Below are 12,942 nucleotides of genomic sequence, written 5' to 3'. Positions count from 1 at the left end.
CGCCGCCGGGCAGGCCTTCACCCGCGCGCAGTCGAGCACCCCAGCCACGCGCAGAAAGAAATCGCGCTTTCCCTGGCTTTAGTCCGAAGTTCCAGTAGCGGCGGGGCGAGTTTTCCCTTGTGGCGCGCCGCGCTTCCTCGCGCGCGCGCTCGAAGCAGGTCGCCGCCACGGCGTTGACGGCCGGGTTGATCGCCTCGATCTGAGTGATGCAGGCGTCGAGCAGTTCGACCGGGGAAAGCTTGCGGCGCCCGATGAGTTCACGGGCTGTCACCGCCGACAGGGAAACCAGCGAATTGTCCATATCTTGTGTGTTCCTGGAATAAGCGTTTGCTTGGATCATGCGTTGGGTAAAGCGCTTTACGCCAGAGTTCGTCAAGCGCTGGAACCGGTTTGGCATACCCACTGGCCGGTCATGGCGTGTTGACGAGACCTATCTGAAGATTCGTGGCAAGTGGGTCTATCTCTACCGGGCGGTAGATCGGGTCGGCCAGACAGTGGACTTCATGCTCAGGGCAAAGCGCGATGTGAGCGCGGCCAAAGGCCTTTTTCAGCAAGGCCATCAAACATCAGGGCCAGCCACCGGAGACGATCACGCTCGATGGGTATGCCGCCTCGCACAGGGCCGTGCGCGAGATGATCGCTGACGCTCTGCTGCCTGAGGGGACGCATGTGCGCTCCTCGAAGTATCTGAATAACGTGATCGAACAGGATCATCGAAACATCAAGTCCAGAACGAACGTGATGCTCGGATTCAAACGATTCAGGTGTGCGAAGGCCACGATTTCAGGTATCGAGTTGATGCACCGCATCCGCAAGGGTCAGTTCGATCTCCGTACTCAAGGATACTACTACACCTGCCGTCTGGAATGCTGTCCTATTCAATAAATAAGGCATCCTTATGTATTGGAGACGTCTCGGCTTCACCGGCTGGTTGCACCGGAACCCGCCCCCGCGCTTCATGACCTGTCGTCTGATCCATCCGGATATGCCACTTCCTTCATCGTGTTCTTCAGGCGCGTCGCTTTCCGCCACCAATACGTCACCGTTGGGCAACGTGTAAAGCCAGCGCGGGTGCGCCAGTCCACCGGCGAACTCGGTGACACCAAAGGCGCTGGGAACGATGGGCAGGAAACCGGCGAGGCGCGCCTGAACGGGTGCGATGTTGACCATCGGAATCAACGTCGATGCTGGAGCCGGAATGGCGGGCGACGCGCCGAAGCCCGTATCACTTGAGCTTGATGATCCGATCGCGCAGGAGGCAAGCGGCAAAACCTTTGAAACAGCCAGACGATTTAACAGGCGCATGTCCATTCCCCGGCGATAAGTCGTCTCTGGGCCAACGCGCTCGACGTGCTCGCGGCCGCGGCGATCGACGGTTCGGGCATCGTGCGCGCCCCCTCGTTCCAAGTGGCGGAAGACATCGAGCGCGGCCGGCTCGGCGCATCCCTCAGGACTACGAGGCAATGCCCGCGCCCGTGAATGGCTCTTCGAACGCGCGCGACGCACGTCGCCCTCTGTGCGGGCAGATTTGTCCAATGGTAGCGAGCAGTTGCTGTCCTTGAATGTCCAACCTGCGGAGCGGGAAGATACCGACCCGCAGGAAACCGTCGAATGGCTGGAAGCGCTCGACGCGGTGGTCGCGCATGTCGGACGCGATCGCGCGCAGTTCCTGTTCGACAAGCTCGCGGGCCATGCGCTGTCGCTTGGCGTCGAATCGGCACGGACCAACGTCACGCCGTACCAGAACACGATCCCGCTCGAGCAGCAGCCGCGCTATCCGGGCAATCTTGAGTTCGTAGAGCGCCTTGCCGGTGCGCTGCGCTGGAATGCGCTCGCGATGGTGGCGCGCGAACCAGGCGTATGGTGAACTCGGCGGCCATATCGCGAGCGATGCGTCGGCGGCGGATCTGTTCGAGGTCGGTTTCAATCATTTCTTCCGGGCCGCAGCGCCGAGCGGCGAGGGGCACGGGCGACCTGGTGTACTTCCAGCCGCATTCGTCGCCAGGTGTGTATGCGCGGGCGTACCTCGAAGGCTTTCTCTCCGAGGAAAATCTGCAGCACGGCCATCGCGAGATTGGCGGGCCCGGGCTGTGCTCGTATCCGCACCCTTGGCTGATGCCGGACTTCTGGCAGTTCCCGATCGGCTCGATGGGCATCGGCCCGATCAACGCGATTTATCAAGCGCGCTTCATGCGCTACCTCGCCAACCGCGGCCTCGCGCAGACCGATGGCCGCAAGGTGTGGGGCTTCTTCGGCGATGGCGAAATGGATGAGCCAGAGTCGACCGGCGCATTGTCGTTGGCCGCGCGCGAAGGGCTCGACAACCTGGTGTTCGTTATCAACTGCAATCTGCAGCGTCTGGATGGTCCGGTGCGCAGCAACGGCCGGATCATTGACGAACTCGAAGCACATTTCATCGGCGCCGGCTGGAACGTGATCAAGGTGGTGTGGGGCTCGGACTGGGCCGCGCTGTTCTCACGCGACCGCAGCGGTGCCTTGCTGCGCGCGTTCGCGAATACCGTCGACGGCCAGTTCCAGACTTTCTCCGCAAACGACGGCGCGTACAACCGCGAGCGCTTCTTCGGCCAGAACCCGGAACTGGCCGCGCTCGCCGCGCAACTCTCCGACGACGACATCGACCGCCTGCGCCGCGGCGGTCACGACGTGCGCAAGCTGCATGCGGCTTACGCAAAAGCGCTCGCGCATAGCGGCCAGCCGACCGTGATCCTCGCGAAGACGATGAAGGGCTTCGGCATGGGCACGGCTGGCCAGGGCCGCATGACCACGCATCAGCAGAAGAAACTCGGCTCCGACGATCTGAAAGCGTTTCGCGACCAATTCCGTTTGCCGCTCACGGATGAGGACGTCGAACAGGTGAAGTTTTACAAACCCGCCGATGATAGCCCGGAGATGCAATACCTGCATGCGCGCCGGGCTGCCTTGGGAGGCGATCTGCCCAGAAGGCGGAGAGTTGCATCGAAGGGGCTGATCGTCCCACCGATGTCCTCCTGGGGCAATTTGCGCTGGATTCAAGTGGCCGCGAGATGTCCACGACGATGGCGCTGGTCCGCATGCTGACCGCGTTGCTCAAGGACCGCGAAGTCGGCTCGCGCGTGGTGCCGATTGTTGCCGACGAGGCCCGCACCTTCGGCATGGCGAACATGTTCCGCCAGGTCGGCATTTATTCGCCACTCGGGCAACTGTACGAGCCGGAAGATCTGGGTTCGATGCCGTACTACCGCGAGGATACGAAAGGCCAGATTCTCGAGGAGGGAATTTCGGAGGCGGGCGCAGTGTCGTCGTGGATTACGGCGGCGACTTCATACAGCGTGCATAACCTGCCGATGCTGTCGTTCTACATCTACTACTCGATGTTCGGTTTTCAGCGGGTCGGCGATCTGATCTGGGCGGCGGCTGACCAGCGCGCACGCGGTTTCCTGATCGGCGCGACGTCGGGCAAGACGACGCTCGGCGGGGAAGGGTTGCAGCATCAGGACGGCACGAGCCATCTGGCGGCATCGACGGTTCCGAACTGCCGTGCCTACGATCCGGCGTTCGCTTATGAGGTTGCCGCGACCGTCGATGAGGGCATGCGCGAGATGGTCGAACAACAGCGCGACGTGTTCTATTACGTGACGGTGATGAACGAGAACTATGCGCAGCCTCCGGTGCCGGGGGGGGATTTGCAGACGCTGCGCGAAGGGATTCTTAAGGGCATCTATCCGCTGGCTGCGCAAACGCAAGCGCAGGAAGCGACTTCAATGAAGCAAGCGCAAGTGCAGTTGCTCGGGGCAGGCGCGATCCTCGGCGAAGTCATCGCGGCGCAGCAGATGCTGAAAGATGAATGGCAGATCGACGCCGCCGTATGGAGCGTCACTAGCTTCACCGAGTTGCAGCGTGACGGCATGCCAGCGGAACGGCTCGACCGCCATGGCGAGTCGACAGAAGCGCCGTACGTGACGCAGACGCTCGAAGCATCGCACGGCCCGATCATTGCCGCGACCGACTATGTTCGCGCAGTGCCGGAACTGATCCGCGCCTACGTGCCGCGCCGCTACGTGACGCTCGGCACCGATGGCTTCGGCCGCAGCGACACACGCCAGGCGTTGCGCGAGTTCTTCGAAGTGGATCGCAAGGCGATTGTGATTGCTGCTTTGAAGGCGTTAGCGGACGAGGGCACGATCGAGCCGAGCGTGCTGATCGCCGCCCGCGACCAGTACCGCGGCGATCGGCCCGCGGGTGTGGCCTCATGGCAGTGTTGATGGCACTCGCGAAGGACGGCGAGCTCGGCCGCGTTGCGAGGGCCGCAATTTACGCGCGGCTTCATCGAAAGCATGACGACATCGGTCTATGTGTTGACGGCCGGTGCAATCGAACAGGCTGCATCGGAGGCAAAAGGGGCGCAACCCCTCTGCGTGGTCCTCTCGCCTGCGATGGCACGCGCCACGCGGCACGATGGCAAGTAATGGTTGAGCCGTTGCAACGAAGCGCTCTATCGCATCAAGGAGCGAAGTCGGCACAAGTATCGCGGGCACCGTTTTCCTGTCGGCGTCATCAGTTGCGCCGTGCGCTGGTACTGATATGACTTTGCGTGTCAATCGCGAAATTGGTTTCCAGGTTGTATCGACGCATGAATTTCCTGAGGGCGGCGCAGCAGTAAGTCTCGACGGTGGATCACACTGACATCCGCGGCTTGGATACCGCATTACAGAGGTCCGCCTCATGAGCCTGCCGCTAACTTCCGCCGCAAGTTGGTAATGCCCGTTGCGTAGTACCATCGCGGGTTGCTCGGATGCCGGGCTGCGCCGCCTTCAGGAAACTCCTTCCGTTGTTCGGTAAATCACACACAGGCCGCGGGCGGTTTGCTGCGAGGTATTGCAAGCGCCATGGCCAGTCGACTGATGTCCCAGGCCTGCAGGGCCAGCACTACCGGATAGAAGCGCCAGGAGATCACCGCTTCGCGTAGGGCTGTTTCGAGACGGGCGCACTGCGCAAGCCGGTCCTCGATGGTGCGCCGGTGTTCGTCAAAGGAGAGGTGCTGCCAGGTGCTGGGAAACGAACAGCGGCCCAGCCAGCGACTGTGCGCCTCGCCCCAGTTTGCGCTACCGGTATAACGGACGCCATGCGCGAGCAGGAACGACTTCAGTCGATGCCGTGCCCGCCGCAGATCCTCGCGGGCAGCCGCCCACGCGCGGGCGAGATTCCGGAATGCCTCGTCTTCAATGCCGGGCACGTACACGGCCGACAGGTCGTCGGCGCGCAGCGAGCGCGCCAGCTTGATGGCATCACGCCGGTCGGTCTTTACGCGCTCGCCCGGCTTGCGCGGGATCAGTGAAGGTGCGCAGACCATGCAGTCGAAGCCCTTCTGGACGAGCTGACGATACAGCCCGTAACCACATGGACCTGCCTCGTACACAACGCGCACGTGCGGCGCCTTGGATTGCAGGGGTGTGCACAGGCGATCGATGTCGGCGCCGGTCGTACCGGTCTTGCCCAGCAGCTCGATCTCGTCCGCGTCGATCGCGTAGGCGACCGTGATCGAGTCCTTGTGAAGATCCAGTCCAACGTACACCGTGCTATCGTTTCGCATGCTGGCCTCCGTGGAGGAAATCGCCGGGGCATGGCCCAGTCCACGCCCGTGCGGCTCTGACAGCAATGCTAACCCGCGTTCAGTTTCCCCACGGCGGGCCAGCCCTTGCCTCACGCAAAGTCATACTGCCTACCGGTATCGATTGAGCTTGCGTGACACCGAAGAAATGCTCTTTGAACGCCTACGAGACGATCCGATGCTGGTGCGATAAGTTTGGCGCAGGCTTTGCTCGTCGGGTGGAAGCGGCCCGTCGTAAGCCAGGCGGGACATGGCACCTTGACGAGATGTTTGTGACGTTGCGCGCCGAGCTTTACCTGCTATGGCGCGCAGTGGACGAGCACGGCGCCGAACTCGACATCCTGCTGCAAAAGCGGCGCAATAAGGCCGCGGCCAAGCGCTTCTTCAAGCGTATCCTGCGCTCGAGCCCAGTGCCGCGCAAGACCATCACCGATCAGCTGCGCAGCTATCCGGCCTCCAAAGCTGAGATTCCAGAGCTCGCGAGCGTAAAGCACGTGTTTGTCAAAGCGGCAGCCCGACTGAACAACCGGGCTGAAAACGGCCACCAGCCGACACGCGAACGCGAGCGTCGCATGCGAGGTTTTCGCGATCCGAAGCGGCACGCAGGTGTTCCTGTCGAGCTTTGGTCCGATCCGACAGCACTTCGCACTGAAACGACATCTGCTGCGCGCTTCTCTTTACTGGAAACATCTCGCGGCCCGGTTCGCCGCATGGCACGAATTTACCAATGTCACCCAAATTCCGTCGAATGCCTTCTGAGCCACAGTACCTTATGCTCCAACATCGACGAAGCCCCGTACGTTGACAGTGCCGTTCGTAGCCGTGTCAGCACATCTTTCAAATAGACGTATGAATCGTGCCCGTTGAGCGGCGCAGACCGAATCAGGTTCATGATTGCGGCGGCATGTTGCCCGGCGCGTAACGAACCGGCGAAGAACCGATTCGACCGTTCCTTGAGCGATCTGCGAAGGAGGGCGCTTGCCCTCCTTCGCAGATCGTCGCAAGACCGGGATCGGCGACCGTGCACGCTCAGACGGATTGATTGAGCGCAGCGCGCTGAGTGCGACCACGCCCGAGCACCGCGTATGTCGCGCCGCTTGCCACCAGCCCGACCAGCGCTTCGCCGTATTCGGGTACCCACACGTGCACGATGACCGCCGCGATCGAACCCAGCGCCCATGCTGCGAATGCCTTGCCATGGAACGGTTCCGCATCGTCGAGCCGGCCCGCGTTGCCGAAGAACAGCTGGTCCATGATCATCACGGCGCCAATCGGCGGCACGAACATGCCGAGCATGCTGAGCCAGTACGGGAACAGACTCCAGACGCCCGCAACCGCGGCCAGGCCGCCGACCAGGCCCAGCACCAGCGTCATCAAGCGCATGCGGCTGCCGAACAGGTGGCTGTAGCCCACTGCGCCGTTATAGAGGCAGTGCGCGCAGACCGACCCCAGGTTGACAAACACGAATATCAGGGCCAGTACCGACACCACCGGCCCGTGACCGCTCAGGAGCGGCAGGAAGTCACCGCCGTTCTGCGTCGGGTTGACCGCGGCGCCAGCCGCCACGACGACTGCGCCGAACAGAAAGGCAATGGAGTTGGCCACGGGGAAGGCAGAGAACGAAGCGATTACACCGTCCCGTCCATTTTTCGACCAACGCGTGAAGTCCGCCGTCATCGTGCCGGCGTCCGCGAAGGTTGCAATGACAAGCGTGACTGCGCTACCGAAGCTCATTGTCCTTGCGGTGCCGGTGTACGTCATGATGCTGGAAAGGTCATGCTCTCCCGCGGCGAATCCCACGGCCACCAGACCCATGATAATAAAGAAGGGCACCGCGATCAGGCCGACCACGGAAAGCGCTTTGATGCCAAGGAACGTGATGAAGGTATAGAGCACCATCGCGAACACGATCACGGCTGTCGCGTTCCAGCCGAACGCGGTATGCACGGTTGCGCCGGTCAGCCCGGTCTGGAACGCGTACCATCCGACCACGACGGTTGAGAGAAAGCCGCTTGCGACGGCATAGCCCTTGGTGCCGAAGGTCGCCTTGGCCTGCATGCCGAAGTTGAGCCCGGTGGAACCCGCGATATGACTGAGGGCGCCCACGTAGAGGAACAGCACGAAGTTGCCGATCAGGATGGCGAGCACGCCATGGATGAAACCCAGGTTCAGCGTGATGATGCCGCCGAACACTGCCTGTGTAAGAACCATCGGGAATCCAAACCATACGGCTGCTACTGACCTCAACGATTGTCGTCTGGCGAGTGGAACCGGTTCGTGTTCGAACTCTTCGGCAAGGCCGTTGTGTTGGGCGGTTGCAGCGCCAGGGGTGACAGAGTGATTCATGCAATTCTCCTGAAGGGATCTGCGGGAAACATCAAGGATCGGACATAAACGGCAGGACGACGAGGATCAGGTTCCTGCGGCCGGATTTGCTATCAGGTTGGCGACGACGGGAGGCTGGACATGGCGCCACGGCTGCGCGGCTTCGAATGCGGCGGCGGCACGCAGTACGGTGGCGTCGGCGAGATGGCGACCTATGATCTGCATGCCAACCGGCAAGCCGTCGCGCGTAAAACCGGCCGGTACGGATGCGGCTGGTTGACCGGTCATGTTTAGCGGGAACGTGAAGGCGAGCCACTGGGTCGTTGAGACCATGCGGCCTTCGATTTTTTCCGGACCCTGAATGTGTACGGGGAAGGGCGGCACAGCGAGCGTCGGCGTCAGGATCAGGTCGTAGTCGCGCATAAAACGCCACATCCTGTTGGTCACTTCCTTTCGCTTCAGGTTGGCGTTGGTGAAGTCCTCGGCGGTCCACGGATGCATGATCATTTCCACCAGATGCCGGGACATGCGGTCGCCATGCTGCTCGACGATTTTGCGCATGCCGACGAGGTCGGTCTCTTGTGCGACCAGGGCCCAGAAAGCCGCGAAGGGATCGGTGAAACCCGGATGCGCTATCTCGACTGTGCAGCCCAGTTCCTGTTCGAAGACCTTGACAGCCCGGCCAACAACCTCGCGCACTTCGGGGTCGACTGGTGCATAGCCCCAATCCGGGCTGTAGGCCACGCGCAAGCCCGGGATGCCGCCATGCGGCGCTTCTTTCCAGTCGAAGTCGGCGGCGGGAAGGGACAACCGGTCGCGCTCGTCGGGGCCTGAGATGACGGACAGCATCAGCGCTGCGTCTGCGACGGTGCGCGTGAGCGGACCAATGTGTTCGAGCGATTCCCAGCCCGAGAATCCCGGATACAGTTCGTCGCGGCAGCCCGGATAGAGCGGCACTCGTCCCATTGACGCCTTCATGCCGAAGATGCCGCTATGAGCGGCCGGGATGCGCACCGAACCGCCGCCGTCGCTGCCGAGCGCGATCGGACACATGCCCGATACCACCGCCGCGGCCGAACCGGCGCTCGATCCTCCGGGGGTCATCGCCAGATTCCAGGGATTCCGGGTGGTTTCGAAAATCGGGTTATGGCCGACGCCGCTATAGCCGAACTCGGGTACGTTGGTCTTGCCGATGACGATCGCGCCGGCCTGCTTCATGCGTTCGACGGCAACGTCGTCTTCGTCCGCGATAAAGTTCTGATAGGCGGCCGCGCCACCTGTCATGCGAATGCCTGCCGCGGAGATGAGGTCCTTGATTCCGAACGGCACGCCGGCGAGCGGACCGGGATCGCCCCCAGCCATCACGATGCGCTCGACTGCCTTGGCCTGCTCGAGCGCTAGTTCCGGCGTGGCGGTACAGAATGCATGCACGAACGGCTCGAGCGCGTCCATACGCGCAAGCGCGGCCTTGACCACGTCAATCGCGGACAGCTCTCGGGTCCGGACCGCATGCGCGATCCGGACGGCATCCAGGTTCGACAGTTCGTCGTTTGTCAAAATGAAATCTCCTTTTAATATTGATTGGTAGAACTAATATTTTAGTGACCCACTGGCCGTGGGCCATCGGGCGATCGTGAGCCTAGCGTTCCAGCAGGTCGACCAGCGCCGCGTTGACGAATTTGGCGTCGACAGGATTGAGACCCGCGCCGCCTGCCTGATGGCCCCAGATCGACGGAATGGGCCGGTATTCGGCATTGGGCATCTTCGATACCTCGTACTGGCTATCTTCGGGCGGAAAGTACAAGTCGGTTTGTCCTGGCATGACGATGGTTTTTGCCGTGATGCGCGAAAGCGCGAGGTCGAAATCGCCGTTGTAGAGCGGGTTGGCGCTGATGTCGCCGTGTTGCCAGGTCCACAGCATGGCGAGCAGGTCGTTGGCATCGCTTTCCAGAAAGCCACCTTCCCAGAACGTCACGAGAAAGTCCTCGAGCGACGCATATCCAAGCGCCGTGATCGCCAGCTTCTCGCGATAAAACGCCTGCGAAAAACCCCAACCGGCATAGACGCGGCCCATCGCGCGCAGCCCGCGCGCAGGCGGCTTGTCGTAAAAGCCCTCTTTCCACTCTGCGTCCGCGGTGAGCGCCGCCTTGACGCCTTCGAGGAAAACGAAGTTGTGCGGCGAACACCGCGCCGAGCCGCACGAGGTCAGCATGCGCTTCACCATGTCTGGATACATCGAGCCCCAGTGGTAGGCCTGCAATGCACCCATCGACCAGCCGGTGACGAGTTCAAGCGTCTCGATGCCAAAGGTCTCAGTGACCAGCCGATGCTGCAGCTTGACGTTGTCATACGCCGTCACGTGCGGAAATCGGCCCTGATTGTAGGGCGGCGGGGTATTGCTTGGAGAACTGGACAAGCCGTTGCCGAGCATGTCCGGAACGATGATGAAGTAGCGTGCGGGATCGAGCGCGAGGCCTGCGCCGATCAACCACTCGTTGTCGGCGTGCTGGCCGCCGTACCAGGTTGGATAGACGACGGCGTTGTCGCGCGCGGCGTTCAGGGTGCCATGCGTCTTGTAGGCAAGCTTGGCGCCGCGTAGTGTTGCGCCGGATTGCAGCACGACATCGCCCATCTCGGCAATTTCGAACGTATCTGATTTCTTCGTCATAGGTTAAGACGGTTGCGGAAACGGTAAACAAAAAAAGCCCGTGAACCAGGATTGGCCTGGTTTGGCGGGCTTCATTGGCCGGGGCCTGCACGGACGCCTTTGTCCGTGCAGGCAAGTCATCAAGAAGTTGCTGCTGTGCTTCGGCGATTGCTGGATGCATCCGGCTGGCAACGCGAGGCAATACTGCATATGTCGTGCCTGTTGCCGCGAAACGCTGGTTAATCATTCACCAAGGCAAGTGCCGGCTTGGCGCAGATGGTCGCGGTGCATCTGCTTCGTGATAACGAAGCCGTCGATGTCGTGCACCACGTGCAGGCAAACGCGCACCGCGGTTTTGCATGCGATATGAAAATGCACTGTGAGCGCCGCTAACGCCTGATGAGCCGCTACCGCTAAAAGCTCAATGTCTCGGGAGCGTTCGCGATCTCCCCCGTGAGCATGGATCGATGGCTCGGCGAGCCTGGCCGCCGCTGCGCCCGGTCAAGAAGGCCCGCACGGCGACCCTCCAGGCATTCTTCCATGTGCACCACTGTCGCAGTGCGAGGCGGACAGCGCCCGTGTCGGAGCGATCCGCGAGGCGGCATCGCTGACTGGAAGACCCGGCGATCATCGGTCTTTGCCGGCTGCACGTGCTGGCACTGACCGATAGGTGCCAGCGGCTTGTAAGCCTGGACCATAGGCCAGGTCAGAATGAGGATGCTTTGAAAAGACTGCGTTAGGGCCCCCTGTCATGCTAGGCGCATCCGCTGAGGTCCTGGACCGGTGAGTCCCCCGTCGCTGCGTCATGTGCTGAATCTCGAAAGCTGCGAAAGCCGCTTTGTTACTCAAGACACTGAAGTGGAACTCTGACCAGCCGCAAAGGGTCCGACTTGCGCTGGGTGCACGTCGATCTACGGGGTACCGTTTTCGATTGCCTCGTTGCCCGGCAATTTCTGCATCCGGCCCCGCCTTTCGTGTCATTGGCAGCGACGACGGTACAAACGTTAGATGGTGACGGTCTCGACCGCGGCCGACAAACTCCAATGTCTCTATTTTCACCTCAAAGTATTTTTTCGCGTGATTACGATCCGAATGCCATATTCTATCGTTTCCATTACAGGGAATGGAGCGCTCGCCGCGTCGCTGTGGAGTACGTTGGCCATAACGAATTCCGCGAATGCCGCCGATAACGTGATCGTGCTCGATTCTGCTGGAGCGCGACTGACACTGATCGACGAGGCCACGCACAAGGTTGTCGGCACAGAGCCGACCGGCAAGGAACCGCACCATCTGATGAGGCGGTCTCACATCAGCGCGAAAAGGAAAAGCACTATCGGGTTGGGATATGGGGTTTAACGGGCTCTATGGCCGGAGAGCCTTCATCGCATCATGTGTTTCAACCAGTAACGCTTCCGCGAGTCGCGTCAGGGGGCGGTCTTTCGAGGAAATGGCCCAGGCGTCGATCGTGCTCTTCGGCCGAAACGGCAGAGCGACAATCTGCTGCTGACCGGTATGTGCGATGGCCGACAACGTGTCGACCACCGCGACGCCGGCGCCGGCGCCTACCAGCCTGCACGCGGTTTCCGAATACCGTGTCTCGACAGCCACGCGGTACGGCACACCGGCGTCGCGGAATGCCGCGGCAATCAGCGTGCTGACGCGCGCCAGACTCGACAGTCCGATCAGCGGATACGGCTCGAGATCGGCCGGCATGACACGTTTGCGCCGTGCAAGCGGATGTCCATGGGGCACGATGCAAACCATCTCGATCGACGCGATTTTCACCATCTTCAGCGACTGGTCAAGCTCGGGTTCGAGCGCCATCGCCAGGCCGAAATCGGCCGCCAGCGCTTCGACGCTTTCGATCACCTTGAATGAATCGACGACGTCGCAAAACACCTTCACGTCAGGTTTGCCGATTATGAAACGCTGAATTGCCTGCGGAAGTATCGAGTGACCGAGCTGCGGCGTGGCGCTCACGCGCACATGTCCGAGGCGGTTCTCCTTGATGTCCTCGACGGTCTGGTCGAGAGCCTCGGAATACATGAACATGGCTTCTGACGCGCTGAACAGCAGCTTCGCCTCCTCGCGCGGGACCAGCCGGTTCCCCACACGATTGAAGAGGGAGAACCCAAGTTCCGATTCAAGTTGGCCGAGCGCAGTGCTGACAGCCGGCTGCGAGATTCCGAGCACGCGGCTAGCACCGACCGTGGTCTGCGACGTCATGACGGTCCTGAAGATACCCAGCAGTCTTGTGTTCACAATAACCTTTTCTTATACGGTGTGAATAATTTTCAATAGTTGATTATTGTAAGGCCGCTTTTGATAATGCCAGTTCTCGCATACCGAAGACCGGATGCGC

At 61.4% G+C, this 12,942-nt stretch carries 5 protein-coding genes and 7 pseudogenes; 5 read left to right on the top strand and 7 right to left on the bottom strand.

Going from position 1 to position 12,942, the window contains the following annotated elements; all coding sequences use genetic code 11:
- Positions 1-121: 121 nt before the first annotated feature.
- Positions 122-301 (bottom strand): annotated as a pseudogene (locus RW095_RS04020) (amidase); the annotation flags it as partial.
- A 22-nt stretch (positions 302-323) separates the two neighbouring features.
- Here RW095_RS04020 and RW095_RS04015 point away from each other — a divergent pair.
- The 3 genes and pseudogenes from RW095_RS04015 to mdeB form a co-directional block, all read left to right on the top strand.
- Positions 324-889: pseudogene (locus RW095_RS04015) on the top strand (IS6 family transposase); the annotation flags it as partial.
- 270 nt (positions 890-1,159) lie between these two features.
- Complete coding sequence (locus RW095_RS04010) at positions 1,160-1,324, top strand: hypothetical protein (protein ID WP_317016529.1); 165 nt, start codon at positions 1,160-1,162, stop codon at positions 1,322-1,324.
- A gap of 192 nt (positions 1,325-1,516) precedes the next feature.
- Positions 1,517-4,262: pseudogene (gene mdeB / locus RW095_RS04005) on the top strand (alpha-ketoglutarate dehydrogenase).
- Positions 4,263-4,909: 647 nt separating this feature from the next.
- On the opposite strand, the pseudogene RW095_RS04000 reads toward mdeB, so the two are convergent.
- Positions 4,910-5,590, bottom strand: a pseudogene (locus RW095_RS04000) (IS110 family transposase); the annotation flags it as partial.
- 130 nt (positions 5,591-5,720) lie between these two features.
- On the opposite strand from RW095_RS04000, the pseudogene RW095_RS03995 reads away from it, so the two are divergent.
- Positions 5,721-6,367: pseudogene (locus RW095_RS03995) on the top strand (IS6 family transposase); the annotation flags it as partial.
- Here RW095_RS03995 and RW095_RS03990 read toward each other — a convergent pair.
- The 4 genes and pseudogenes from RW095_RS03990 to RW095_RS03975 all read right to left on the bottom strand — a co-directional run.
- Positions 6,339-6,557 (bottom strand): annotated as a pseudogene (locus tag RW095_RS03990) (transposase domain-containing protein); the annotation flags it as partial. The pseudogenes RW095_RS03995 and RW095_RS03990 sit on opposite strands and share 29 nt — an antisense overlap.
- Before the next feature lie 80 nt (positions 6,558-6,637).
- Positions 6,638-7,954 carry a cytosine permease gene (locus tag RW095_RS03985; RefSeq protein ID WP_317016528.1) on the bottom strand — a complete coding sequence of 439 codons (1,317 nt, stop codon included), beginning with the start codon at positions 7,952-7,954 and terminating at the stop codon, positions 6,638-6,640.
- Positions 7,955-8,020: 66 nt separating this feature from the next.
- On the bottom strand, positions 8,021-9,490 hold the full coding sequence (locus RW095_RS03980; protein ID WP_317016526.1) for an amidase: 1,470 nt from the start codon (positions 9,488-9,490) through the stop codon (positions 8,021-8,023).
- Positions 9,491-9,572: 82 nt separating this feature from the next.
- Entirely contained in the window at positions 9,573-10,601 is a 1,029-nt protein-coding gene (locus RW095_RS03975) for an alpha/beta fold hydrolase (protein ID WP_317016524.1), read from the bottom strand.
- A 1,071-nt stretch (positions 10,602-11,672) separates the two neighbouring features.
- Between RW095_RS03975 and RW095_RS03970 the strand changes: the two are divergent.
- Positions 11,673-11,876: pseudogene (locus tag RW095_RS03970) on the top strand (YncE family protein); the annotation flags it as partial.
- A gap of 66 nt (positions 11,877-11,942) precedes the next feature.
- Here RW095_RS03970 and RW095_RS03965 read toward each other — a convergent pair.
- Positions 11,943-12,842, bottom strand: a complete 900-nt coding sequence (locus tag RW095_RS03965) for a LysR family transcriptional regulator (RefSeq protein WP_317016523.1) — start codon at positions 12,840-12,842, stop codon at positions 11,943-11,945.
- Between the last annotated feature and the right edge of the window lie 100 nt (positions 12,843-12,942).

Source organism: Paraburkholderia kirstenboschensis, assembly GCF_032806925.1.
Classification (GTDB): Bacteria; Pseudomonadota; Gammaproteobacteria; order Burkholderiales; family Burkholderiaceae; genus Paraburkholderia; species Paraburkholderia kirstenboschensis.
The sequence above is the reverse complement of the archived record's forward strand: the minus strand, read 5'-3'. Positions and strand labels throughout refer to the sequence as shown.